This window comes from Actinoplanes cyaneus, from assembly GCF_016862095.1.
In the GTDB taxonomy this organism is placed as follows: Bacteria; Actinomycetota; Actinomycetes; order Mycobacteriales; family Micromonosporaceae; genus Actinoplanes; species Actinoplanes cyaneus.
Window position 1 is genome coordinate 1 of sequence record NZ_BOMH01000027.1, and the last position, 24369, is coordinate 24369.

Annotated in this window: 18 protein-coding genes; 7 read left to right on the plus strand and 11 right to left on the minus strand. The window is 74.5% G+C overall.

The window, feature by feature from the left end; all coding sequences use genetic code 11:
- The first annotated feature begins 102 nt into the window (after nt 1-102).
- Together Acy02nite_RS17055 and Acy02nite_RS17060 are read left to right on the plus strand one after the other, a co-directional pair.
- Nucleotides 103-1260, plus strand: coding sequence for an RtcB family protein (locus Acy02nite_RS17055; RefSeq protein ID WP_239174944.1), 1158 nt, complete (start codon nt 103-105; stop codon nt 1258-1260).
- A 37-nt stretch (nt 1261-1297) separates the two neighbouring features.
- Complete coding sequence (locus tag Acy02nite_RS17060) at nt 1298-2371, plus strand: hypothetical protein (RefSeq protein ID WP_239174945.1); 1074 nt, start codon at nt 1298-1300, stop codon at nt 2369-2371.
- A gap of 12 nt (nt 2372-2383) precedes the next feature.
- Here Acy02nite_RS17060 and Acy02nite_RS17065 read toward each other — a convergent pair whose 3' ends face one another.
- From Acy02nite_RS17065 to Acy02nite_RS17090, 6 genes are read right to left on the minus strand one after another with little or no spacing between them, the layout of a single operon-like run.
- Complete coding sequence (locus Acy02nite_RS17065; protein ID WP_203741716.1) at nt 2384-4504, minus strand: protein kinase domain-containing protein; 2121 nt, start codon at nt 4502-4504, stop codon at nt 2384-2386.
- Nucleotides 4501-5292 (minus strand): PP2C family protein-serine/threonine phosphatase, encoded by a 792-nt coding sequence (locus Acy02nite_RS17070; protein ID WP_203741718.1) that lies wholly within the window; start codon nt 5290-5292, stop codon nt 4501-4503. Before Acy02nite_RS17070 ends, Acy02nite_RS17065 begins: the two co-directional genes overlap by 4 nt.
- On the minus strand, nt 5289-5855 hold the full coding sequence (locus Acy02nite_RS47195; protein ID WP_275407297.1) for an FHA domain-containing protein: 567 nt from the start codon (nt 5853-5855) through the stop codon (nt 5289-5291). The genes Acy02nite_RS17070 and Acy02nite_RS47195 overlap by 4 nt, the downstream gene beginning before the upstream one ends.
- Nucleotides 5843-6490 (minus strand): 4Fe-4S cluster-binding domain-containing protein, encoded by a 648-nt coding sequence (locus tag Acy02nite_RS17080; protein WP_203741720.1) that lies wholly within the window; start codon nt 6488-6490, stop codon nt 5843-5845. The genes Acy02nite_RS47195 and Acy02nite_RS17080 overlap by 13 nt, the downstream gene beginning before the upstream one ends.
- A complete protein-coding gene (locus Acy02nite_RS17085) occupies nt 6487-8334 on the minus strand; it encodes an AAA family ATPase (RefSeq protein ID WP_203741721.1) in 1848 nt (615 codons plus the stop codon). Before Acy02nite_RS17085 ends, Acy02nite_RS17080 begins: the two co-directional genes overlap by 4 nt.
- The gene (locus Acy02nite_RS17090; protein WP_203741722.1) at nt 8331-9584 is read right to left on the minus strand and encodes a hypothetical protein; all 1254 of its coding nucleotides are present in this window, start codon (nt 9582-9584) and stop codon (nt 8331-8333) included. The genes Acy02nite_RS17085 and Acy02nite_RS17090 overlap by 4 nt, the downstream gene beginning before the upstream one ends.
- A gap of 244 nt (nt 9585-9828) precedes the next feature.
- Here Acy02nite_RS17090 and Acy02nite_RS17095 point away from each other — a divergent pair, with 244 nt between their 5' ends.
- On the plus strand, nt 9829-10965 hold the full coding sequence (locus Acy02nite_RS17095; RefSeq protein ID WP_203741723.1) for a hypothetical protein: 1137 nt from the start codon (nt 9829-9831) through the stop codon (nt 10963-10965).
- Here the strand turns inward: Acy02nite_RS17095 and Acy02nite_RS17100 are convergent.
- Nucleotides 10959-11897, minus strand: coding sequence for a hypothetical protein (locus Acy02nite_RS17100; RefSeq protein WP_203741724.1), 939 nt, complete (start codon nt 11895-11897; stop codon nt 10959-10961). The two genes, Acy02nite_RS17095 and Acy02nite_RS17100, sit on opposite strands and share 7 nt — an antisense overlap.
- A gap of 181 nt (nt 11898-12078) precedes the next feature.
- Here Acy02nite_RS17100 and Acy02nite_RS17105 point away from each other — a divergent pair, with 181 nt between their 5' ends.
- Entirely contained in the window at nt 12079-13080 is a 1002-nt protein-coding gene (locus Acy02nite_RS17105; RefSeq protein WP_203741725.1) for a hypothetical protein, read from the plus strand.
- A 271-nt stretch (nt 13081-13351) separates the two neighbouring features.
- Nucleotides 13352-14053 (plus strand): Crp/Fnr family transcriptional regulator, encoded by a 702-nt coding sequence (locus Acy02nite_RS17110; protein WP_203741726.1) that lies wholly within the window; start codon nt 13352-13354, stop codon nt 14051-14053.
- Here the strand turns inward: Acy02nite_RS17110 and Acy02nite_RS17115 are convergent.
- Together Acy02nite_RS17115 and Acy02nite_RS17120 are read right to left on the minus strand one after the other, a co-directional pair.
- On the minus strand, nt 14046-15839 hold the full coding sequence (locus Acy02nite_RS17115) for a caspase family protein (protein ID WP_203741728.1): 1794 nt from the start codon (nt 15837-15839) through the stop codon (nt 14046-14048). The two genes, Acy02nite_RS17110 and Acy02nite_RS17115, sit on opposite strands and share 8 nt — an antisense overlap.
- Nucleotides 15836-17137: a hypothetical protein gene (locus Acy02nite_RS17120; protein WP_203741730.1), complete on the minus strand. Its 1302-nt coding sequence runs from the start codon at nt 17135-17137 to the stop codon at nt 15836-15838. Before Acy02nite_RS17120 ends, Acy02nite_RS17115 begins: the two co-directional genes overlap by 4 nt.
- 187 nt (nt 17138-17324) lie before the next feature.
- Here Acy02nite_RS17120 and Acy02nite_RS17125 point away from each other — a divergent pair, with 187 nt between their 5' ends.
- Nucleotides 17325-19991, plus strand: a complete 2667-nt coding sequence (locus tag Acy02nite_RS17125) for a CHAT domain-containing protein (protein WP_203741732.1) — start codon at nt 17325-17327, stop codon at nt 19989-19991.
- A 19-nt stretch (nt 19992-20010) separates the two neighbouring features.
- The gene (locus tag Acy02nite_RS17130; protein ID WP_203741734.1) at nt 20011-22167 is read left to right on the plus strand and encodes a hypothetical protein; all 2157 of its coding nucleotides are present in this window, start codon (nt 20011-20013) and stop codon (nt 22165-22167) included.
- Between the two features lie 172 nt (nt 22168-22339).
- Here Acy02nite_RS17130 and Acy02nite_RS17135 read toward each other — a convergent pair whose 3' ends face one another.
- Both Acy02nite_RS17135 and Acy02nite_RS17140 read right to left on the minus strand, forming a co-directional pair.
- Nucleotides 22340-23062, minus strand: a complete 723-nt coding sequence (locus Acy02nite_RS17135; RefSeq protein ID WP_425548094.1) for a TIGR03943 family putative permease subunit — start codon at nt 23060-23062, stop codon at nt 22340-22342.
- Nucleotides 23063-23067: 5 nt separating this feature from the next.
- Nucleotides 23068-24099 carry a permease gene (locus Acy02nite_RS17140; protein WP_425548095.1) on the minus strand — a complete coding sequence of 344 codons (1032 nt, stop codon included), beginning with the start codon at nt 24097-24099 and terminating at the stop codon, nt 23068-23070.
- Nucleotides 24100-24369 lie beyond the last annotated feature (270 nt).

Genomic DNA, 24369 nt, shown 5'->3' on the forward strand with positions numbered 1-24369 from the left:
GGCCGCCCGCCGCGGCGCGCGGTATCCGGGCGGCGGGTAAATCGGTCCCGGGCACCGGCCGTACGTGCAAGGATCCTTGCGATTTCACGGGAGGAACCTGACGTGCGGCAGATCAACGAGCGACTGATGAACTGGGCGAGCCTGATCGGGGACGAGACCCTGGAACAGGCCGAGAAGGCGTCCCGGCTGCCCTTCATCCACCCGCACATCGCGCTGATGCCCGACGCGCACCTCGGCAAGGGCGCGACGGTCGGCTCGGTCATCCCGACGCTGGGCGCGCTGATCCCGGCGGCGGTCGGCGTCGACATCGGCTGCGGGATGGCCGCGGTGCGCACCCAGTACAAAGTGGAGGACCTGCGGCCGGACCGCGGCTCGCTGCGGACCTCGATCGAGCGGGCCATCCCGCTGTCGGCCGGCGGCTACAACCGGCAGCTGACCGAATCCGCCCAGCGCCGCGTCGCCCGCCTGGAGGCGGCAGCGGACTTCGACCCCGCGCAGTACGCGAAGAACTGGAAGCTCCAGCTCGGCTCCCTCGGCAGCGGCAACCACTTCATCGAGGTGTGCGGCGACGAGCGGGGCTCGGTGTGGCTGTTCCTGCACTCCGGCTCGCGCGGCGTGGGCAACCGGATCGCCGGCCATCACATCCAGGTCGCCCGGGAGCTGCAGCAGAAGCGCGGCGTCGAGCTGCCCGACCGTGACCTGGCGTACCTGGAGGAGGGCACCGGCGAGTTCGACGCCTACCTGCGGGAGCTGCGCTGGGCGCAGGACTTCGCGCTCGCCAACCGCGACGAGATGATGGACCGGGTCGTCGCCTGCTTCGCCGAGTTCGCGGGCGGGCCGGTGCACGAGGTGGAACGTGTGCAGTGCCACCACAACTACACCGAGCAGGAGACGCACTACGGCAAGCAGGTCTGGCTGTCCCGCAAGGGCGCGATCAACGCGGCGGCCGGGGTGCCCGGGCTGATCCCCGGCTCGATGGGCGACGCGTCGTACGTGGTCGTCGGCAAGGGCAACGCCGCGTCGCTGAACTCGTCGCCGCACGGGGCCGGGCGGGCGTACTCGCGCTCGAAGGCCCGCAAGACGTTCACGCGCGAGCAGCTGCGGGAGGCGATGAAGGGCATCGAGTACCGGGACACGGACGCGTTCCTGGACGAGATCCCGCAGGCCTACAAGCCGATCGACGTGGTGATGAAGGACGCGGACGACCTGGTCGAGATCCGCCACACCCTGCGCCAGCTGGTGAACGTCAAGGGCGACTGACCGCGGCCGCGAGCAGCGGGCGAGCTAACATCGCGTGATGTCAGGGCGGGGGCGCTTCGCGCGCATGGTGGTCGGTCTCGGCGTGGCGCTCGCCGCGGGCGCCGCGCTGCTCTTCGGCTCGCCCGCGCAGTCGGGGGAACCGCAGCCGCTCCCCCTCGCCGCCGCCTGGCCGAACGCGGCGCGTGGCAACATCCCGTCGAAGCTGCCGGACGGCAGCGAGTTCTCCCCCGCGCTGTTCCTCGACGCCAGGACCGCGATCGGCACGGCGCAGAGCGCGGACTCCGCGACGCTGCGCCTGGTGATCCGCGACGGCGACGGCAAACTGCTGGAGCTGCGGAACGTGCCGGCCGAGCACCGGGCGCCGTTCGCGGCCCTGACCAGCAGCGGGAACGAGCTGTTCTGGGTGGAGAGCATCTCCGGCAAGCAGCAGCTCTGGTCGGCTGACAGGCGTGACCCGCGGACCGCGCGGATGCTGACCGCCGACGTCGGGGCGATGCAGTTCTACGACTCCGAGCACGACCTGATCGTCGCGGACGGCCGGGTGCGCTGGGTGTCCAGCGGCGTCGGGGACGAGACCGAGTTCCGGTCGGTGGCCGTGACCGGTGGCGCCGTCACCGTCACGAGGGAGAAGGGCACGTGGGGGTTGGCCGCCTGGCCGTTCGCGGTCGACGGGCAGACCTCGGCGCGAGGCGCGACCACGCTGCGCAACCTGTCGACCGGGGTGACCGTCGCGGTGCCGTCGGCGGACCGGAGCGTGACCGCGTGCAGCGCCGTCTGGTGCCAGCTGGTGTCGATCAACCAGGACGGGTATTCACGGATCGAGCTGTCCCACCCCGACGGCTCCGCCCGCCGCAAGGTCATCGAGGGCAACGTGGCCACCGCGATCACCGACGTGGCGGTGCTGGACCGGTTCGAGGTGCTCGCGAAGACCACCGCGCAGTCCGACCTGACCGGGAACCAGCAGTTGCTCGTCCACGACCTGAGCAATCGGCAGCTGATCCTGGTCAGCCCGGACGCGGGCAACATCTCGTACCGGGCCGGGGTGCTGTGGTGGTCCACCGGCGACCAGTCGTCGTTCGTCCGCAACAGCCTCGACCTCCGTACCGTGTGAGCGGTTCGCCGGCTACCTGAAGGCAGCGGGGATCAGGACGGTGAACTGCAGCAGCGTGCCGACCCCGCCGAGCCCGATCGCCCAGGTCGAGGCACTCGTGGACACTCGGCGCGCGCGGACGCCGAGATAGATCGCGGCCGGCCCGGAGAACAGGCCGAGCACCGGCACGCAGAAGGCGAGAACACCGCAGATCACGCCCAGCGGAACGGACCACTTGTCGATCTGGTTCCGGCGCTCGGCGAGTTCCCGCTGCTCGGCGGCGATCCGCTGGCGCTCGGCCTCGGCCCGCTGGTCGATGGTCTGCCGCTCGGCGATCGGCGCGGTCGCCATGATCACGGCGTGCTGGGCTGCCTGGTACTGCTCGGCGGTCTGCTCGCCGGCGAGCTCGCGGAACCACGGCTGGTACAACGCCTCGCTGTTCAGCGCCGCCTGCCGGGCCGGTTCCATGAACTGGTGCGACTGACCCTCGTACGAGGTGACCAACAGTTGCAGGCGCATCGACTGCAGGTCGGCGTCCGAGATCCGGGCGCCGGTGCGCTGGATACGGGCGAGCGCGGTCTCGACCGAGCGGTGCCAGCGGTCGTCGAGCATCGCGTAGCCGGAGCAGCCCGGCGTCCCGTCGCAGATGGTCAGGATGCCGTCGGCGAAGATCTGGTCCACCACCTGGCGGGCGGCGGGCTGGCCGGCGACCGCGTCGCGCAGCAGGTCACGCAGGTGCGCGTCGTCGAGGTGGTACCCGTTGAACTCCGGCACCACGTTCGGGTCGAGCGCCATGGCGACCTGCATCAGGCCACGCTCGGGGCGCTCGTCGACGCCGTAGTCGAGCGCCTGCACCGCCTCGGCCCGCTGGTGCTTGGCCAGCCAGTCCTTGAGCGCCAGGTACTGCGGGGTCTTGAGCTTGCGGCCGGCCAGCACGCGCAGCCCCTCGTTCCAGTCGCGGCGCAAGGCGGCGGCCAACTCGACCGGGTCGTTGTAGCCGACCCCGGCGAAGACGTACGTGGCGTTGCTGGCCGGCCCGGTGGTGGTGGCGGACTGCGCCGGCTCGGGGTCGGCCACCGCGGGTTTGCCACCGGCGCGCCACATCGCGGTCTCCTGCGGGCCCCAGCGCTTGTCCGGCGCCCTGGTGAGCAGGCCGCGCAGCAGTAGCCGCCAGTGGTCGTCGGTCACCGCCGACACGTCGATCTCGCGGCTGATCAGCTGGGTGGTGATGAACCGGTCGTCCATCCAGGTGCCGTCCAGCCGCTGGAACGGGCTGCGTCCGACGAGCAGCTCGTAGAGGACCATGCCGAGCGACCACCAGTCGCTCGACCGGGAGTACCCGCCGCCGATCGCCTCGGGCGGCGCGTACGCCGACGTCCGCGAGTTGGTGCCGATGTGCTGGGTGGCGGCGATGAACTTGGTCAGCCCGAAGTCGGCCAGGACCAGGTCGAGCGGCAGGAGCGAACGGATCAGCACGTTGCCCGGCTTGATGTCGCGGTGCACCATGCCGAGCGAGTTCGCGTACGCGATCGCCGGCGCGAGCTGGTCGAAGACGCTGAACACCTGCTGCGGGTCCCACGGCGCGGGGCTGCGGCGCAGCAGGTCCTCCAGGGAGCCCTCCGCGGCGTACTCCAGGATCTCCCACACGTAGCCGTCGCCGCGGCCGTAGTCGAGCAGCCGGATCAGGTGCTGCCGGTCGGCCCGCATCAACCGGCCGAGCTTGTCCTCGTCCAGCGGCAGGTCCTGCCGGCGGTAGAGCCGGACCACGCACGGGCCACCGCTGACCCGGTCCTTGACGAGCAGCAGGTCGGCCTCGCCACCGGCGCCCAGGTCACGGTCGACCTCGTACTTCTGCAGCAGGGCGGGCGGCAGGTTGACCCGGATGAAGCGCTCCCCCGCCGTACGGGGGGAGGAAAGGCCACTGCCCGAGTCCGGCGTCGTGCCGGGAGCGCTGGTCGCGTCGAGAGTCGTGCCCGGTGCGCTGCCGTTGTCCAGGGTCGTGCCCGGCGCGCTGCCCGCGTCCAGGGTCGTGCCGGGAGCGCTGGTCGCGTCCAGGGTCGTGCCGGGAGCGCCGGTCGTGTCGCGGGTCGTGCCCGGGGCCGCGTGCCGCCCGGTCGAGCCGCTGTCCTGGGCGTGGTAGCCGTTGTCCGTCACGGGACGGTTCCTTCCTGGGCGGTCCCGGCCTGCTCGGCCGGTGGTTCGGTGGGCACGGTGACCAGCACGATCGACACGTTGTCGCGGGCGCCGGCCTCGAGCGTCGCGCCGAGCAGCGCCGTCACGGCCGCGACGGGGTCGTCGGCCTTCACCAGCTCGGCCTCGATGCGCTCGGGTTCCAGCTCGTCGGTCAGCCCGTCGCTGCAGAGCAGGAACCGGTCGCCGGGGCTGACGTCGACCTCGATCAGGTGCGGTGCGACAGGGGTCGGCTCGGAACGTCCGCCGAGGGACTGGGTGACGACGGTGGCGACGGTCGCCTCGCCGGGCGGCGGCACCACCGAGTCGTCCCGGGAGAGCTGCACCAGGTGCGCGTCGCGCAGCAGGAAGCAGCGGCTGTCCCCGACGTTGGCGCAGATGATCCGCTCGCCGGCCACGACCAGCAGCACGATCGTGGTGCCCATGCCGGACCAGGCGGGCCGGACGGCCATCTCGGCGTAGACGGCGTCGTTGGCGGCGCGTACGGCGTCGGCCACCGCGCGCCCGTCGTGCAGGGACGGCGCCGCGTCGGCGATCGTCGCGGCGGCCAGCCGGCTGGCCCGGCTCCCCTCGGCGAGCCCGCCGAGCCCGTCGGCGACCAGGCAGATCACCGGCCGGACCGGGTCGACGGCGAACCGTACCGGCTGGCCCTCCAGGACGCCGGACTGGAAGCCGGCGACGCTGACGGTGTCCTGGTTGTAGTCGCGGGCCCGGCCGCGGTGGGTCACGGCGACCACGTCGAGCTGTCTCACGATGTCTCTCCCGTCACGGTGGCTTCGAGCCTGGTGGCAAAGCGGACCCGGTCGCCGGCGCGGACCGCGGTGGGCTCGCGGGGCGGCAGCCGCCGGTCGTTGACGAACGTGCCGTTCATCGAGCCGAGGTCGACCACGGTCAGCGCGGTCCCGTCGGAGCGGATCTCGGCGTGCTGACGCGACACGTTCGGGTAGCCGGTGATGCGGTCGGCGAGCGGGGAGTTCTCCCTGCCGACCACCAGCGGCCGGTCCGGGCCGACGGCGATGACGAAGCCGGTGAACCGCAGCGTCGTGGCCGCGGCCGCGCCGCGCAGGCCGCAGGCCCGGCAGCCGGCCGCCGGGGCCCGGCCGCCGTGCGGGCAGTCCGGGTCGCCGCAGGGCGACGCGGCCGGCGCCGGTGCGGGGGTAACGACCATGGGGGCCGGCTCGGGCACCGGGGTCAACTCGGGCGTGGTCGGGTCCTCGGCCGGTTTCGAGATCGGCGTCAGGAAGCACGCGGACCGGCAGTACTGCTCGCCGGGCTGGATCTCGGCCTTGCAGCCGGGACAGATCAGCTGCGCCATGACGCCTCCTCGTAGGTCAGGCCGCGCCGGGCCAGGGCCGCCTCCAGCGCCGCCAGGTCGCCGGGCGCAGGCACCCCGATGTGATAGACGCGGTCACCGTCGGTGCCCAATTGCAGGTGGGTACGCCCGGCCGGGCGCTCCACCTCGGCGTCGTAGCGTTCGTGGCCGAGCGGGGTGAGCGGGATCAGCTCCTGATTGGCCGAGCCGCGCCACCGGTTGCCGGGCGCCTGGGCGGCCACGAACCGGCCCGGGATGACCGCGTCGAGCCGGGCCAGGTGCTCGGCGAACCGCGCGCGCAGCACGGCGGGGCTGCGGCCGCTGTAGGCGAGCAGGTCGATCGGCCGGGAGCGGCCGGCGCGCCAGGCGTGCAGCGCGTCGAGCAGGGCCAGGAACGCCTCGGGCTGGTCGAACGGCTCGCCGCCGCTGATCGTGACGCCGTCCACGTCGTCGGGCAGCGCCGCGCACCAGTCCAGGACGTCGGAGACGCCGACCTCGGTGGCCGGGTCGGGATCCCAGGTGTCGCGGGAGACGCAGCCCTCGCAGCCGATGCCGCAGCCCTGCGTCCAGATCCCGGCGCGGCGCCCGTAGCCGAGCACCACGACCGGGTAGTGGACCCGGTTGATCCGGATTCTCATGTCAGGCTCACCTGCCAGATGCCGTCGGCGTGGCGCAGGCCGGCGACGGTGATCTGCCGGCCTGCCAGGTCCTCCCGGCGGAACAGCTCCCGCGCCAGCGGGTTGACCAGGGCGCTCTCCAGGTGCGAGCCGATGCCGCGGCCGCCCATCCCGAGGTTCGCGGTGGCGCCGTCGAGCAACTGCTGCCGGACCTCGTCGCTGAGCCGCAGGTCGACGCCGTGCTCGGCGCGCAGCCGTTCGCGGACGTGCGAGACCAGCACGTCGAAGATCTCGGCGGCGGTCGGCGCGTCGATGAAGTTGAACACCACGATGTTGTCGCCGAGCCGGTTGAGCAGCTCCGGCCGGTTGAGCACGCTGAAGAAGTGGTGCTTGACCGCCTGCCGGACCCGGTCCTCCAGTTCCTCCCTGGTGAACGGGGCGTGCAGCGGGTCGGACTGTGCCTGGATCTCGTACTCCTCGGCGCTGATGCCCAGGTTGGACGTGAACACCAGCACCGTCTCGGAGAAGTAGACGGTGGAGCCGCTCGCGTCGGTGAGGCGCCCGTCGTCGAGGATCTGCAGGAACTTGTCGAGGATCCGCGGCGCCGCCTTCTCGATCTCGTCGAAGAGCAAAAGGCTGAACGGCCGCTGCCGTACGGCGTTGGTCAGCTCCCCGCCGGCATCGTGGCCGACGTAACCGGGCGGCGCGCCGATCAGCCGGTCCGCGGAGTGCTCGGCGGAGAACTCGCTCATGTCGAACCGGGTGTACGCGCGGGCGTCGCCGAAGATCTGCTGGGTGAGCTCCTTGGCGAGTTCGGTCTTGCCGACCCCGGTGGGCCCGGCGAAGAACAGCACCCCGCGCGGGCGCGACGCGTTGCCGCCGGCCTGCGCGCCGGAGAGGCCGAGCACCGCCCGTACGAGAATGTCGACCGACCGCTGGATCGCCTCGCGCTGGCCCTTGACCCGGGAGGAGATCCGGTCCGTCGCCGTCTGCATGCGGCTGCGCAGGTGGGTGGCCCGCCACGGGTTGTCGTGCACGCCGACGCGGTAACAGCGCACCGCCTCGTCGATGTCCGCGATCGGGGTACGCATCCGCGCCGCCAGCCGCGCGATCGCCATCATGCTGCGCAACGTCATGCCCTGGGTCTGCTCGGCGAGCCGGCGTTCCAGGGAGCGCTGGTCCTCCTCGCTCGCCTCGCGGTACCCGGTCATGGCATTGGCCAGCCAGCGGGCGGCGGTCTCCCGGACCCCGAACTCGGGCAGCGGCACCGCGATCTTGCGGATGTCGTCGTTGCCGGCGGTCAGCCAGATCGGCAGGTCCCGCTCGTTGTTCACGGCCCAGATCACCGGGTTGTAGAGGGGACGCGGGTCGGTGGCCGCCGGTTTCGGGTACGCCACCCGGGACAGCCGGTCGCAGCGGGCGAAGAACGCGTGCTCGGCCGGGTCGAGCCGGCCCGGGTCGAGGATCAGCCGGGACGCGAAGTCGATCAGGACCGCGCTGCGCTCGTTGTCGGCGCCGGCGACCCGCTCGATGATGTCCGACAGCGGGCCGAGCTGGCCGTCCTTCTCCTTCCACGGCCCCCAGGCCGGGCGGTTGTCGCGCTGCACCACCTCGGCCGCGGCCTTGGCGGCGACCGGGTCGGCCGGCAGCACCCCGAGCCCGGCGATCGCGTCGGCCACCACCAGGTGCGGGTAGCCCTCGGCGGCCAGCACCCGGTGCAGCCCGGTCTGCAGGTCGCACGGCTCCCAGCCGGTCGGCGCCGGCAGCAGGAACACGTCACGCACGTTGCCGTAGAGCACGACCTGGGAGTTGATCGACAGCGCGGTGCGGACCTCACGCAGCCAGGCCGGGTATCCGTCGCTCATCGCGGCAGCTCCCGCCGGCGGCGTACGTCCTCGTCACGTCGTCGATCGTCGCGGCGGCGACGCTCGAACGGGAACTTGGCGACCGTCTGCACGTGCGGATCACCTTCCTCGCTGCGGTGGGTGGTGGTCACTTGCAGGCCGTGCGCCTCCAGGACGGGCAGCAGCCGGTCGACCGCCGAGCACCACTGGTGCTCCACCGCGGCCACGTCCGTCTCATCGGCGCCCGCCGGGGCGACCATGTTGAAGTAGTAGGCGTCCTCGCCGCGGCTGCGGACCCGTACGGCCAGGTCGTCCCAGCCGTCGCGGTGCAGGTGCGCCAGCCCTTCGGTGCCCAGGGCCACGTCGAAGTCCTCCTCGACCGCGAGGCCGATCTCCTCGAGGGAGTCGCGCAGCGCCTGGTGGGCGTACTCGCGCACCATCGGCGCGAGGGTCGCGGCGATCGCGGCGTCGACAGTGTCGGACAGCGCCGGCAGGTCCGGGCCGGGGTCGGCCCCGGCCGCGCTGATCGCGGCGAGCGCCTCGTCGACGGCCGGCCCGGTGTAACCGGCGAGCCGGGCGGTCAGCTCCCGCAGGGTGGCGTGCCGGCGCCGGACCTGCTCGTTGGCCTGGTCCACGGTGTACCGCAGGTCGTCGAGCAGCTGCAGCTGGGTCGCCTCCGACACCGCGGCCAGCGCGTCGGCGGCACGTTTCTGCAGGGTCGTGGCCAGCGTCGGCGGGACACCACCGTCCATCCGGCCCAGCACCCGCCGCAACGACTCGGCGACCTTGACGCTGGGCGCCGGCACGGCCCTGGCCACCGCCGGGCGGCCCGGCACGGGCGCCGGCCGGGGCAGCCGGTCCAGAGCGGCGGCCACCTCGTCCATCACCCAGCCGGTCCGGGCCGCGGCCATCTCCTGGCGGAACCGGGCGCCGGCCTGCTCGACGGCGGCCTCGGCCCACGCCGCCCACTGCTCACCGCGGTCCAGGTTCAGGCCACCGGGAGCGTCGCCGATCACCGGCCCGTCCGAGATCGCGCCGGCGAACTGGGCCTGACCGCGCCCGATCTGATCCTGCAGCAACCGGTGGTCGGCGACCACCCGGGCGATCCGGTCGGCCACCGCCCAGCCCCGGGACTGGCGGGCGGCCAGCCGGTCACCGGCCGCGCCGGCCAGCGCGCCGACCCCGCGCGCGGCCAGATAACCGGCGCCGGCGACCAGTCCGATGCCGACGATCGCCGGCGCCACCATGACGACTCCCACTTCACCGCTCACGTGCGACCACCCGAGATCCGTGGACAGGGACGCGCGTATCTGACGGACAGCTGGGAGGTGTCCGAGGGCCTGATCGACGATCATCCGGCGCAGGTCTGTCTGAACGGACGAAATGGAACCCCGAACCGGCAGCAACGGCCCGTTCCGGTCCGTGTGCACACCGTGTCTGGTCCATGCTTCCGGGTGACCGGCCGCCGATGTGGACGGACCTGTCACCCCGCTGCCGAAACGTGAAGGAGCGCAGGTGGGCGTCGCGAACGAACACGCCGGGCGGCCGGCCCCGGCCCAGATCCGCAACTCCCGCCGCCGGACCCCGAACGGGCCACCGGCCGGCGCGCACACCATCCCGGCGACCTCGGCCCCGGCGCCCGGTGCGATCCCGATCCCCCGGCAGCGGCAGCGGCCCGACCGGGTGCAGCGGCTGCGGGAGCTCGCCGCGGCCGGGACGCTCGCCGCCACGGCCGCCTCCGCCGGGCCCGACCGGCGCGCCGAGCTGACCGGAGCCGCCTACGACGTGGCCTGGCCGATCGTCTACGCCCGGGTCACCCGCCGCTTCGAGCAGGTGCGCGGGCACCCGGTCTGCGCCACCGGGGTGGCGAACCTGGCCGACGAATGCCTCGACCGGTTCCAGGACGACGTCGAGGCCGTCGTGGACGATCTGCTGCAGCACGCCCGCCAGCCGGTCCGTCAGCTCGAGGCGTGGATCACCCGGCGCCTGGTCGCGGCCACCGTCGACGGGCACCGGCGCCGCCGTGGCGCGCGCGGCGCCCTGCAACGGCCCCGGGTGCCCGGCTGGATCGCCGACGGCCTGGGCCGCGACCCCTGGCTCACCACGCTCGCACTGGAGATCCTGACCTGGGTCGGGATCAGCGTCACCGCGGGCGCCGAGGTGTGGCCGGTGGAGACCTGGGCGCACCGCCGGGCGATCGTCACCGGCGACTGGGCTGCCAGCACCCCGGCCGTGGTGGCCCGGGACGTCGACACGGTCCTGGCCGTGATGCGCCGCCGCCCCGAGTGGTACGAGTCGTACGTGGAACGGCCCCTCGGCGCCAAGCAGCCGCCCGTCGCGCTCGACGCCGGGGACACCGTCACGCCGCTGGCCCTCAACGACCCCGACGACCGGGTCGAGGCCGAGCTGCTGCAACTGGCCGCCGACGCCGTCCAGGCCATCGAGGACCGGCTCGGCGCCGGCGGCTCGGCCGAGAACATCGTGGCCGACGTGATCCGCACGGTGTTCGGCGGGACCGTCGCGGCGACGCTCGACCGGGCGCCGCACACGGTCGCGGAACCGCTCGGCGACGTGTCCCGGGCACTGACCGACATGGCCACCATGCAGCGGATCGTCACCACGGCGCTGTCCATCCTGGGCCGCCCTCACTGAACGGCCCGCCACGCCACGCCGTACGCGTGTCCCTGCACCAGCCGCCCGAACTGCGCCTCGATCTCGCCCACCCGGTCGGGTGTCAGCCGCGTGGCCGTGCAGGCGCCGGTCGCCGCGTCGAGCTGGCGCGGGGCCACCTCGTCCACCCGCCACGCCACTGACGGCGGCGCCGCGAACCGGACCCGGATCAGCGCCGTGTCGCACGGATGCAGCGGCACCAGCACGCAGTGCTCCCGGATGCGCGCGCCGGGCGGCAGCCGGTAGCGCAGGGTGAAGCTGAGCCGCTCGGCCGGGCACAGCCGCCGGCCCAGCTGGACTGTCACGCGGTGATGCCGGCCGTCCGGGCCGGTCTCGATGCCGCTGACCCGGGCGCCCCGGACAGCCTCCACCTCCAGCGGTCCCGCCGCCTCGTCGGTGTCCGCGCGCGCCGGCACGTCCAGCGTGACGGTCACCGAGTCCAGGTGCCGCTCGGCGTAGATCGTCCGGGTCTCGTACAGCTCCGGCGACGGCGTGTCCAGGCGCAGCAGCGCCGTGAAGCGCCGCACCCGCCACGCCGGGCCGGGCGGCGCCTCGCCGGCCCGCGTGGCGGCGCCGGCGATCAGTGCGAGCGCCTCGTCCATCCGCCGGCGGGCGGTCCGCTCACTGCAGTGCAGGATCGCCGCGAGATCCTCGGCGCGGCGGCTCAGCCGGGACGCCGGCCGCTCCCCCATGGCCAGGGCCAGCTCGGCGGCCCGGCGCAGATCCGGTGAGAGCTGCCCGGCCAGCGCACCGAGCGTGGCCATCACCTTGGCCCGGGCCGGGCCGTCGGCGTCGCCGAGCAGCACCGAGCACAGGGTGCGCAGCTCCGGGCCGAGCCGGACGGCCAGGTGCGGCTCGTGCAGTCCCCGGCCGCGCCGCAACCGCAGCAGCTCGGCGAGCAGATCGTCGGTCATGCAGGCAGCGTGACCGGCCCGCGGGAGCGCGATCCCGGCTGACGGCGGGAAGCCGGTGTCGCTTTTCGGCAGCGCCGGTGCCACCACTGTGGCCAGGGTTTGTCCTTCCGCCCGGCCGCGTGGCGGTTCCATAGTGCTGCTGTCGATGGCGGGGTGGCCACCGGCCGATCGGGGGCGCGCGATGCGGGACACGGACGGGGGCAGCGAGGCCGTACGACGGTTGCGCGCGCTGGCCGGCGCCGGCACTCTGGCCGGCGCCGTGCGGGGGGCGGATCCGGCCGGACGCGCCGAGCTGTGCGCCGCCGCGTACGAGGTGGCGTGGCCCCTGGTTTACCAGCGGGTGACCCGCCCTGCCGAGCGGCGGCGCGGGCACTGGCGCTGCTCGACCGGCCTGACCCGGCTGACCGACGACTGCGTGGACCGGTTCCACGACGACGTGGAGGCCGTCGTGACCGACCTGCTGCGCAACGCCCGCACCCCGGTACGCGACGTCGAGGCGTGGATGTCGGCCCGGCTCACCGCCGCCACCGTGGACGGCCATCGGCGCCGTCGTGGCGAGCGCGGCGCCCAGCAGCGGCCCCGGGTGCCCGGCTGGCTGGCCGCCGAGCTGGCCCGCGATCCGTGGCTGGTCGAGCTGGCCACCCGGGTCCTGGACTGGGTCGGCGTGCCGGAGTCGGCCGGTCACGAGATCTGGCCGGTGGACAGTTGGGCGGCCCGGCGCGGCGAGCTCACCGGGCGGCCGGCCCCGGTCGCGGCGCTGCGTGACGACCTCGACCGGGTCCTGGCCGCGATGCGGCGCCGGCACCGCTGGTACGCCGACTACGTGGAACGGCCGCTGGGCGCCAAGACGCCGCCGCTCGCACCGCCGCCCGGCGACCGGCCGGGCGACCCGCGGCCGCTGGTGCCGCAGAGCGCTGACGACGAGGCCGAACGCCGGTTGCAGGAACTGGCCGGCGCGGCGGTCGCCGCGATCGAGACGCGGCTGGGGAACGGCGAGGATCCGCGGACCGGCATCGTGAGCGTGCTGCGCGCCGTCTTCGGCGACGACCGGCTCGGGTCAGTCCGGCTCGCCGACCCCCGGGTCGTGGACCGGATCGTCCGCGAGGCGCTGCTGATCGTCGGCGGCCAGGGCGGCCCGGCGGGCGGCGAGCGTCTCGGCGGGCACGGCACGGTCGCCGGCTGAGAGGGCGGCCCGCAACTCGTCGGTGAGCAGCCGGTGCAGCCGCTCCCGCTGGTGCTCGGTGAGCGTCATGCGACCGGCCGTCCACCGCAGCGAATGATCACCACGACAGTGTGCCTCACCATGACCGTCACCTCCAGGAACGTCACCGGTATCTGACGGACCGCGTCCGGTCCGTCAGATACCCGTGGAGGTGTGCCCGTGCCAGCTATCGATGTGACTCCATCGCCCGTCCCTCCTTCCGGGACCATCCCAGCACCGGTGGCCGGCGACGATGCCGGGATATGACGGGATCGGCGCGCCGGCCTGGGCGCCCCGCTCCTTCATGGCCCGGCTGCCGCCCGCCGACCGCACCGCCCTGCTCGCCCTCGGCGTGACCCGCCCGATCCGGCCGCACACGCGGCTGTTCGTGGAGGGCGCCGAGGGCACCCACGTCGAGGTGCTCCGCCGGGGCTACGTCAAGATCACCTCGGAGGCCGCCGGCACGTCCCGGCTGCTGGCGATCCGGCTGCCCGGCGACCTGCTCGGTGAGCTCGCCCCGATCACCGGCGGGGTGCGCAGCGCCACCGTGACCGCCTGCGGCCACGTGGTCTCCACCGTCATCAGGAGCGCCGACTTCCTGCGGTACGTCGCACAGCATCCCCGCGTCGGCCAGGAGGTGACCGCCACGGTCGGCGAACGGCTGCGCTGGGCGAACGCGCGGCGGTCCGAGTTCACCGCGTACCCCGTCACGGTCCGGCTCGCCCGGGTGCTGCGCGACATCGCCGAGGGGTGCGGCACTCCCGGCGGCCGGGGTGGCCCGCTCGGCGTCCAGCTCAACCAGGCCGAGCTGGCCGCCCTGATCGGGGCCGCCGAGGACACCGTTCAGCGGGCGTTGCGCAGCCTGCGCGACGACGGCCTGGTCGGCACCGGGTACCGCACGATCACCGTGCTCGACCCGGACGGGCTGCGGGCGCTCGCCGCCGGCGTCACGTGAGCCGCGGGACCCGCGTCCGGATCTCGAACCGCTGCACCGTCCAGTCCGTCCCATCGCCCGCCGGCGGGTCGGCGTCGTCCACGTCGCGCACCGGGTGGACGAACCCGGCCAGCGGCGGCAGCAGGTACGGCTCGGCGCCGAACGGCCGTTCCGAGGCCACCACCAGCAGCCACTCGCTGACCTCCAGCCCGGGCCGGGGCTGCTCGCCGGCCGGCAGCGAGATGCGGAGCCGGCGGCCCTCCCGCGCCGCCGTGCGGTGGCCCGCCGCGATCGGCGCGGGCGGGTACAGCCGGGCGTGCGCCGCGAACCGCGGGGTCAGGTCCAGCACCGTGACGTAGAGCAGCCGGTTCGACGTGTTGTACAGGTGGATGTAGACCTCCGGCGCGGTCCAGCCGGACCCCGTCCAGGCGTAGTCCACCCGGACGGCACCGTCGGTGACCTCGACGACGTCACCCGGGCCGGCCGGCACGACCTCGAGCCGGATCGGCTCGCCCAGCCGCGAGTCCGGATTGCGCAGCTGGTCGCGCAGCCACAGCCAGCGGGCCAGGTGCTCCAGCGCGGCCAGGATCTGCTCCGGCGTGCCCGCCACGTCGGTGCCCCGGCCCTGGTGGTCGGTGATGCGCGCCCCGCCCGGCCCGGTCCGCACGGTGAGCGCCACCGGCTCGTCCTCGCGAGCGTTCCGCAGGTACGGCGACTCCGGCACCTCGAACCCGGCGACCGTGGCCCGTGGCCGGGGCAGGGTGGCGACCACCATCGCGTACTGCCGATCCCGATCCGGCACCCAGTTCAGCGGCTCGACCAGGCTCAGCTCAGGCCGCACCTCGCCGACCCGCACCCGCCGCCCGTCGCCGCGGACCGCGAAGGACAGCCCGGCCGGCTCGGCCGGCAGGCCGTGCGCGCGTCCCATGTCGATCTGCCAGCCGTGCAGGCCGTAGGAGAGCACGACCCCGGTGCCGGTCGTGCCCGCCTCCCCGAGCAGGAACACCTCGTCCGCCAGCGCGGAGGCCGCCGGATACAGCTGCGGCGACTGCTCGAACGCCCGGTGCTGCGCCACCTCGCTGCGGGCCGCGGCGAGCAGCGAGGCGTAGGTGGCCGCCGGGCCGAGCCGTTTCAGCGCACGCAGCAGCGACCAGGTGAACAGGCCGCGCGGGACGCCCTCCAGCAGCCGCTCCTCGGCCCGCTGGTCGCGGCGGCAGGCGGCCAGCGCCACGTGCTCCGGCCCGTCCGGCGCCGGGCCGGTCGGCGGCGGCGTCTCCGGCAGCAGCGACCCGACGTCCCGGGCCGGGCCCGGCGGCACCGCCCGCCACCGGGAGCCGACCTCGCGGGTGCCGCCCTCGGAGTGGCAGGAGTCCAGCACCACCGCGACGTGCCGGGCCCCGGCCGCGATCACGTCGAGCAGCCCGGAGAGCTCCTTGTCCCACAGATCCGGGACGCCACCGGCGCGACTGTCGTGGCACACCAGCGTCTGCACCATGCCGGTGCCCTCCACCACCCACGCGCCGGGCGGCGCCGGGGCCTGCGAGCCGTGCCCGCTGAACCAGAACAGGGCGGTGTCCTCCGGTCCGGCCTGCCCCAGGTGGGTACGCAGCCCGGCGATCACCGCGGCCAGCGTCGCCTCCCCGTCGAGCAACACCAGCGGTTCCAGCTTCACGCCCGGCTCGAGCGTGGTGGTCAGCATGGCGAGCACGTCGGTCACGTCGTTGACGCAGCCGCGCAGATCCGGGACCTCGAGGTCCGGGGCGGCGTACCGGTCCACCCCGACCAGCAGCGCGTAGACAGTGCTCATCGGGCCGGCTCCGGCGCCACGTAGAACCAGCACCGCTCGTGGAAGTCCTTGTCCGGCAGGTCCACCGTCATCGCGACCAGCTCGGCCGGCGCCGGTGGCCCGTCCCCGTGCACCAGCACGTCGCGGTAGAGCAGGTCGGGCACGCCCAGCACGTACCCGGCAGTGGTGTGCTCGGCCAGCGCGTGCCGCAGCGGCGGGCTGTCCAGGATCCGGTGCACGGCGATCGGCGCGGTCCCGATCCAGCCGTTGCGGCCCTCCTTGACCAGCCCGCGGTGCAGGGCGACCCGCAGCCGGATCCGATCCGCGGGCTCGGCCACGGCATTGACGTCGTGCAACGCGGCGGACAGGCCGGTGAGCAGCCGGGGAATCACCACCGACTCGTCCAGGCCGGCCGGCAGCACGGTGAACTGGCCGTCGCCCTGCGGCTGCGGGCTGACCTGCTCCTCGCCGATCCCGGCCGCCCGGCGAGCGACGGCCAGCAGCTCCACCAGACGCTCCTGGATCCGCTCGGTCTCGTCGTTGCGCCGGCGGCTGTATCCGGCGACGTCGGCCGCCATGCACAGCCGCACCGACGCGCCGGCCGGCTCCGGTTGCTCGCCAACGGCTCCGGCCGGCTCCGACGGCTTACCCGGGGCGCTGATCGGCTCGGTGAACGCCACCGCCTCGGCCACCTCCGCCGACCGGCGTCCACGGCCGGTGGCGATCTCCGCCCGTACCGTGATCAGGCCGTTGATCTCGGTGCTGCCCGCCGGGACCTCCAGCAGCGCGTGCATCCCGACGTTGCGCGGAACCAGCAGCTCACCGGCCGGGTCGTCGAAGACCCAGCCGAACGACGCGGACTGCGCGCCGGTGGCCCACGCCCGCGGCGCTCCGGCCCGGCCGGTCAAACGGCGCAACCAGCCGGGCCGGGCCCGTGCCGCCCACACGGTCTGCGCGGCGATCGCCGACGCGGCGTCACCCTCGAAGGTGACACCCAGCGAGTCGCCGTCGTCGAGGCGTACCGCCCGGGCCCCCGGGCCGGTCAGGGTCACGTCGAACCGCGCCGCCGTGTACCTCGCGCCGGCCGGCAGCGGGTCCAGGTCGAACGCCAGCAGCATCCCCAGGTACCGGCAGCCGGTGGCGTCCGCGCGGGCCGCCAGCGGACCCGGCAGGTCACCGGCCGCGATCGGATACACCAGCGGGTGACCGCACCGCACCCCGGCCGGCGGCGCGACCGGCCCACCGTCCGGGTCCCGGCCGCCCGCCGGGATCAGCGGCAGGTGACCCAGCACCTCACCGGCGTGCAACTCCTCGATCATCGGCTCCCCTTCCCGGACGCTGCCCCTCTCTGACGGACAGCGACCGGCCCGCCTCCCCGCGTCTCGCGGCCGGACAGCGACCGGTCCGCCCCTCGCGGCCGGGCGGCAACCGGTCCGCCTCTCGCGGCCGCGCGGCGACCGGTCCGTCAGAGAGGGAGTGCACGGATCGAACGGGACGGAGGACCGGGTGAGCGATAAGGACGCGGTGGTCGCGCTGTATGCCACCATCGCCGCCGCGGTGGCCGGGCACGGCGACCTCGACGGCGCGGCGCGCGACTTCGCACGGCTGCCGGACGGCTCGCCGGGCCGGGCGCGGCTGGCCGCCGGGCTGGTGGAGGCGATCTTCAAGACCGGGACGGTGCCGGGTCCCGCGGCCACCCGGGCAATGCCCGGCCTGCTCGCCGCCGCCGACAGCGACCCGCCGGACACCCCCGGCTGGCGGCGCACCCGGGTCGCCGCCGAGGTCCTGCTGCTCGCCCAGCCGACCGGCGACCCGGCCGCCGGCCTGGCCCGCCTGGAGGAGCTGGCCGCCGAGCACGCCGGCGACGCCGGTCTGCGGCCGCTGTTCGCCTCCGGCCGGATGGCGCTGAGGTTCGCCTCCGCCGTCCAGCACGGCGACGCCGGCGCGATGGCGCACCTGCCCGACGAGATCGCCGGGTTCCTGGCCGGGCTGCCCCCGCAGGCTGCGAGCCGGCCCGAGGCCGGCGTCCTGACCCGGATGGCCGGGATGCTCGCCGACCGCGACTACGACCCGGCGACCATCCGGGACACCATCGACACCCTGCCGGACGGCCCGGTCCGCGCCGCGTTCGACGAGGCCTCGGCCGGCTTGTCCACCTTCGCCGGCCTGGCCCGCGACGACGCGCCGCGGCTGTCCGACGAGGAGTTGTCGGCGTTCGTCGCCCACAGTGAGCAGCCCGGCCTCGCCCCCGGCGACCGAGCGCTGCTGCACAGCCAGGCCGGCCTGGCCGCGCTGCGGGCCGGGCGCGAGACCGACCCCGGGCGCATCACGCTCGGCCTCGGCCAGCTGCGCAAGGCGGTGACCACGGCCGGCCCGGACGACCCGCAGCGCGTCTTCCATCTCGGCGTGCTCGGGACCGCGCTGCTGCGCCGGCACGAGCTCACCGGCGACGGCGAGGCCCTGCGCGAGGCGGCCGGCGTGGTCGGCGAGGCCCGGTCGCGGGCCGGCGGGCCGCACCACCCGCAATGGCAGATCGTCAGCGAGATGACCGGGCAGATCGGCCGGCTGCTCGGCGACCGGCCCGATTCCCACCTCACCGCCCTCGACGGGCTGCGCGGCACGGTCTGGCAGGTGCTGGTGCAGCCCGACCTGGTCGCCGCCACGGCCGCGGTGCGCACCGCCGGCGACGAGGCCATCGAGGTGGCCCGGCAATGTCTGGCCGCCACCGATCCGGCCGCGGCGATCACCGCGCTCGACGCCGGGCGCGGCCTGGCCCTGTTCGCCGCCACCGAGACCGGATCGCTCGCCGACCGGCTCGCCACGGCCGGTGAGACCTCGCTGGCACAGCGATGGCGGGCCGCCGCAGCCACCCGCGACCCCGCGGCGCTCCCCGCCGAGTTGCGCCGCGACGTGATGACCGCGCTGAGCCGGCACAGCACCGCCGCGGCGCTGCTCGACCCGCCCGGCTACGCCGAGATCCAGCAGGCGCTGACCGGCCTCGACGCCGACGCGCTGGTCTATCTGGTGCCCGGCGAGAAGGTCCGGCCCGGGCACGCCGTCATCGCGCCGGCATCCGGCCCGCCGAGCTTCCTCACCCTGATGGGACTGACCACCGACGCCGCGCCACGCCTCGACGAGTACCTCTCCGCGCTGGCCCAGCGCGACATCGGCGACGCCGACGGGCAGGACGAGGAGGAGCTCACCGCACGGCTGGCCGGCATCGGGCGCTGGGCGTGGGACGCCGCGATGCGCCCGCTGATCGAGACGTACCTGCCGAGGCTGCCCGCGGTCCCGGGCCGGCCGCCCCGGATCGTGCTGATCCCGATGGGTGACCTGTCGCGCATCCCGTGGCAGGCCGCCCGCCGGGGCGACGGCCGCTACGCCGTCGAGCTGATCGCCGTGTCGCAGGCGGCCTCGGCCCGGATGCTGGTGCGCTCGGCAGCCCTGGCACCCGTGCCGCACACCGTGACCGGGCTGATCGTCGGCGACCCCGAGGCCGGGGAGCGCGTGCCGTCACTGCCTGCGGCGCGCCTCGAGGCGTACGCGATCAGGCAGCTCTTCTATCCCGGAGCCCGCTATCTGGGCCGCCGTCCGGACGGCTCGCCCAGCCGCACCGGCCGGGGCACCCCCGCGGAGGTCCGTGCCTGGCTGGGGACTCCCGGGCCGGTCTCCGGTGGCACGCTGCACCTGGCATGTCACGGATTCGTCCGTACGGGCGGTCCCCGCGCCACCGCCTACCTGCAGCTCGCCGCGGACGAGGGGGACACCGGTCAGCTGACCGCCGAGGAGCTCGTCGCCCTGCTCGGCGCCGTCCCGGAGCGAGCCCTGGGTCTCGTGGTGCTCGCCGCCTGCCAGACGGGGCTGTCCCTCAACGGCTTCGACGAGGCGTACAGCCTCGGCACCGCGTTCCTGGCCGGTGGCGCCCGCACCGTGCTGTCCAGTCAGTGGAACGTGCCGGACAGCGCCACCTCGGCCCTGATGTTCATGGTGCACCGCAACCTGCGGGTGGCCGGCCGGCCGTCGTGGGCGGCTCTCCGGGACGCCCAGCTGTGGATGCTCGACCCGCACCGGGAGGTCCCGGAGGACATGCCCGCGGCGCTGCGTGACCGGCTGGCGGGAACCGACCTGACCGCCGTGGCCGCCTGGGCCGCGTTCGTCCACGGCGGCCAGTGATGATCGAGAGGATGCTGTGATGCCCGACGACGACGAGGGCCTGCGCGCGCTGGTCGAGCACGGCGCCGACCTGACCAACCGGTACCTGCGGGCCGGGCCGGGATCGGCGGCCGCCCGACCGCACCTCGACGAGGCGATCACCGTGCTGGAGAAGGCGTACCAGCGGATCGAACCGGCCGAGACGCTGCGCGGGCAGGTCGCGGCGCAACTGGGATGGCTGCACGGCATGCGGCACCTGGCCCACGGTGGAGCCGCCGGCGACCGGACCGCCGCCGTCCACCTGCTCGACGAGTCGCTGGGGTTCCCCGGCCAGTCGCCCGTACTGGCAGGCGGTTCCAAGCTGATCCTCGGGCAGCTGCTGATGGCCGGGATGACAGCCGGGATGACCTCGCCCGGCGCGTTCCTGCAGGGCGGCCGGGCGGACGGCGCCGGCGACGCGGACCGGGCGATCGCGCTGTTCCGGGAGGTCGCGGACGGGCCGCCGGTCAGCGCGGAGCTGACCTCGTCGGCGCGAACCCTGCTCACCGTCGCGGAGGCGCTGCACGGCATGCTCGGCGGGCCGGGCGGCATGGACCTCGGCAAGCTGACCCGGGCGTTCGGGGCGATGCAGAGCTTCCAGCAGCAGATGCGCGGCGGCGGGATGACCCCGCCGCCCATGCCGGATCCGTCGGTCTTCATCCCGGCCGCTCGCAAGCCTGCCGACGCGCCGGCCGTGCCAGGACCCACAGAGGCGACCGCCACGCCGCGGCCTACTGAGCCGGCCGCCATGCCGCGGCCCACCGAGTCGACCGCCACGCCGCGGTCCGCTGAGCCGACCGCCACGCCGCGGCCTGCTGAGGCGACGGTGGAGTCCCCGGGCTCCTGGCATCCGTTCGACGAGCGTGACCAGCCGGACCTGCCCTTCGACCCGGGCCGGGTCGCGGTGGTCGACGGCCCGGTGCCGACCGGCGGCCCCGAGCCCCGCCCCCGGCCCGCCCCGATCCCCGCGACGCCCGCCGCTGACCTGCGCGCCCTGCTGGAGACCTGTTCCGAGGCGATCGACGAGCGGGTCGCCCTGACCGCCGCGATCGCCGCGGCGCCCGGCAACCGGCCCGCAGACGAGCTGGCCCTGGCCGACGCCCTGATCGCCCGCCACCAGGTCGGCGACGGCAGCGGCTGGCCGGACGGCCCCGATGACCTGGCGATCGCCGCCCGCTGCCTCGACCGGATCGCCGCCGGCCTGCCCGGTCTGCCCCCGGCGGACGTCGAGCTGGCCGCTCGCGTCGCCGCCGCCCTGCCCGGCACGACGCCGCTGGAGTCGGCTTTCGCCGACGTCGCCACGGCGATGCGGGACGCCGGCCTGAAGGCGCTCGTCTACCCTTCGGCGGCGCTGACCTCCGCTGGCGACTGGGAGCCGGTCGCGCCCGGCGCCGACTGGACCGGCCGGGTCGCCACCACCACACCGATCGGCGGTACGGCCGCGGTGTCGCACGTCCCGACCGCGGCCCGGCTGCTCACCCTGATCCGCCGCGGCCGTCGCCCGATCGCCGAGGCCGTCGTGTTCGTCGCCAACCCGCGCGGCGACCGGGAGAATGCCACGATGGACGCGTTACGGTTGCGCCGCGCGTTCCACCCACGGTCCACGGGCCTGGGCGTGACGATCGAGCAGACCGACGGCGACGCAACGCCGGACCGGGTCGCCGCGCACCTGAACGCCTCACTGCTGCACCTGGGCTGCGGCGTCACCGCGACCGGCGACCTGGAACTGGCCGGCGGCGCACTCCTGACCCCGGCCGCCATCGCGAAGTCCGCCACCGCGGAGTCCGCCGCCGCGCCGGGTCCGGGCGGCGTGGCCATCCTGCCGCCGCGCCCGGGCGGCGTGGCCATCCTGCCGCCCGACCCGGTGGCCCTGTCGTCATTGGCCGACGCGCTGCTGACCGGCGGTTTCACCTCGGTGATCGGCTTCGCCGGGGCGGTGCCGGACCGGGTGGCCTCGCTCGTCTACTGGATGCTGCACGCCGCGCTGGTCGACGACGGCCACGAGCCGGCCGAAGCCGTGGCGGCAGTCCGTGCCTGGCTGCGCGACACCGGGCGGAAGCCGCCAGAGCTGCTGGCCGCCGAGTACCGGAGCATCACCGCCACCGTCGACCTCAGCGACCCCGCCCACGCCGACGCGCTGGAGTGCCACGGCTGGTGACGTGGTCTGCTGTCCGGCCGTGCCGTGCCGTGGCACGGCCACCGCGAGGGCGGCGATCCGGGATCACCCTGTGCCGGTTTCTGGCCGGCGACGATCGGGCCGGGACCGCGTCCGGCAGCGGCACGCGAACGGCAGGAAGCGGGCGCGTGGCCACGAGTCCGGGGCGGGCCGGTCAGGCGTAGGGCTGCTTGGGCTGGTCGATCTCCTGCCACGACTTGACCTCGACGTAGGCGACCTGCGCCTGGTTCACCGGATCGGTCCCGACCTGGTTGCTGTAGACGCCGGCCACCTCCACCCAGGCGTCCGGCGGCGCGTCCATCGGGACGCCGCTGAGCCCGACCTTGATGGGCCGGCCGTCGGCGGCGCAGCAGGTGAGGACCATCCGGGCGAGCATCGGTTTCCCGTCGGGCCCCGGGGTGATGAAGCCGGTCAGTTTGACGGTGCGCCCGGCCAGGCTCTTGCCGCCGTCGAAGACCGCCCGCGACGCGTAGTCCAGCAGGCTCAGCTCGACCGGGTCGCCGGCGGGCAGCGGTGGATAGTCCGAGGCGGCGGCCGGGCCCACACTTCCGGCCTGGCCCGCCGCGAACGACCCGAGCGCCGGGGGTGAGATCAGCAGCAGCCCGAGCACCGGCAGCAGGAGCAGCCACCCGACCTTCGGCTCGTGGGCGCCGTGCCCGTGCCCGTCGTCCGGCTCGTGGTCGTCGTGGCCGGCCTCGCCACGCCGGGCGGCGCGCAGGTCATACCAGATCGTCATGACCGCGGCGGCGACCAGCAGGATGCCCGCGACCAGCAGGAAGGGTTGCAGCCCCGCCTTGACGTAGCGAAGGAAGACATCGGTCACTGTCGCCTTGATGATGGCGCCGCCGAACAGCAGCATGATCACGGCCTGGGTCATCCGGCTCACAGCAGGACCACCCCGAAGGCGGAGCCGACCAGGATGGCGGCGACGAACGTGGCCGGGGCGAAGCGCATCGCGAACCGGCGGCCGAAGACCCCGGTCTGCATGGAGATCAGCTTCAGGTCGACCATCGGGCCGACCACCAGGAAGACCAGGCGCGAGGTCAGCGAGAACTGGGACAGCGACGCGGCCACGAACGCGTCGGCCTCGCTGCAGATGGAGAGCAGCACGGCCAGGGTGGCCAGCGCGATCACCGAGAGCACCGGATAGCCCGCGAGGCTCTGCAACCACGCGGCCGGGATCACCACGTTGATCGTCGCCGCGGCGGCGGCGCCCAGGACCAGGAAGCCGCCGGCGTGCATGATGTCGTGGCGGCAGGCCGCCCAGAACGCCCGGGCCTTCGACTCGTCGTCCAGATCCGGCCGGTGCGGCAGCTTGATCCATTCCGGCTTGCCGACGCGCAGCCAGAGCCAGCCCATCGCGACCGCGACGACCAGGCTGGCCACGCCCCGGGCGACCGCCATCATCGGCTCGCCGGGGAAGGCGATCACGGTCGCGGTCAGCACGATCGGGTTGATCGCGGGGGCGGCCAGCAGGAACGCCAGCGCGGCCGCCGGGGTCACCCCGCGCCGGATCAGGGAGCCGGCGATCGGCACGCTGCCGCACTCGCAGCCGGGCAGGATCACGCCCGCGACGCCGGCCGCGGGCACGGCGAGCGCCGGGTGGCTGGGCAGCGCCCGGGCCCAGAAGCCGCGCGGCACGAAGACGGCGATCACGGCGGAGAGCACCACGCCGAAGACCAGGAACGGCACGGCCTGCACCAGCACCGAGACGAACACCGTCGACCAGGTCTGCAGCGCCGCCCCGGAGATCAGCCCGGCGATGCGGCCACGGGCGAGCACCAGCAGCACGAGCACCACGGCCAGCACCTCGAGGGAGCCGATCGTCGTGCCCTTCTCAGGGCTGGGCGTGCCCTTCTCCGGGCCGGGCGTGCCCTTCGTCGTTGTCGGCGCAGTCACCGGCGGCTCCTCCATCCTCCTCGGGCCGCGTCAGAACCTACCCGCTCCCGCCGACAAAACCAGCGCGTCCCACCGCTCGGATGACGATGTAAATAGATGCGTATGTCCTAATACGGAAACGACCGGCCAGCGGATCAACGGATTCGCCCCCGGCGTAAAGCTCCGCAGAGCGCCGCCGAAGCACCACCCGCTGAGCCGAGCCACCACCGAAACCGCCCACGCAAGACTCCGGCTGGCACTCACGGTTCAACCCGCGCCGCATCACGACCGTGAGAACCAGCTCAG

Excerpts from the sequence above, each read along its gene's own strand:
- Acy02nite_RS17060 (WP_239174945.1), top strand. The coding sequence starts at position 1,298 with ATGTCAGGGCGGGGGCGCTTCGCGCGCATGGTGGTCGGTCTCGGCGTG.
- Acy02nite_RS47195 (WP_275407297.1), bottom strand. The coding sequence starts at position 5,855 with ATGGCGCAGCTGATCTGTCCCGGCTGCAAGGCCGAGATCCAGCCCGGC.
- Acy02nite_RS17080 (WP_203741720.1), bottom strand. The coding sequence starts at position 6,490 with ATGAGAATCCGGATCAACCGGGTCCACTACCCGGTCGTGGTGCTCGGC.
- Acy02nite_RS17085 (WP_203741721.1), bottom strand. The coding sequence starts at position 8,334 with ATGAGCGACGGATACCCGGCCTGGCTGCGTGAGGTCCGCACCGCGCTG.
- Acy02nite_RS17100 (WP_203741724.1), bottom strand. The coding sequence starts at position 11,897 with ATGACCGACGATCTGCTCGCCGAGCTGCTGCGGTTGCGGCGCGGCCGG.
- Acy02nite_RS17105 (WP_203741725.1), top strand. The coding sequence starts at position 12,079 with ATGCGGGACACGGACGGGGGCAGCGAGGCCGTACGACGGTTGCGCGCG.
- Acy02nite_RS17110 (WP_203741726.1), top strand. The coding sequence starts at position 13,352 with ATGCCGGGATATGACGGGATCGGCGCGCCGGCCTGGGCGCCCCGCTCC.
- Acy02nite_RS17115 (WP_203741728.1), bottom strand. The coding sequence starts at position 15,839 with ATGAGCACTGTCTACGCGCTGCTGGTCGGGGTGGACCGGTACGCCGCC.
- Acy02nite_RS17120 (WP_203741730.1), bottom strand. The coding sequence starts at position 17,137 with ATGATCGAGGAGTTGCACGCCGGTGAGGTGCTGGGTCACCTGCCGCTG.
- Acy02nite_RS17130 (WP_203741734.1), top strand. The coding sequence starts at position 20,011 with ATGCCCGACGACGACGAGGGCCTGCGCGCGCTGGTCGAGCACGGCGCC.
- Acy02nite_RS17135 (WP_425548094.1), bottom strand. The coding sequence starts at position 23,062 with ATGACCCAGGCCGTGATCATGCTGCTGTTCGGCGGCGCCATCATCAAG.
- Acy02nite_RS17140 (WP_425548095.1), bottom strand. The coding sequence starts at position 24,099 with ATGGAGGAGCCGCCGGTGACTGCGCCGACAACGACGAAGGGCACGCCC.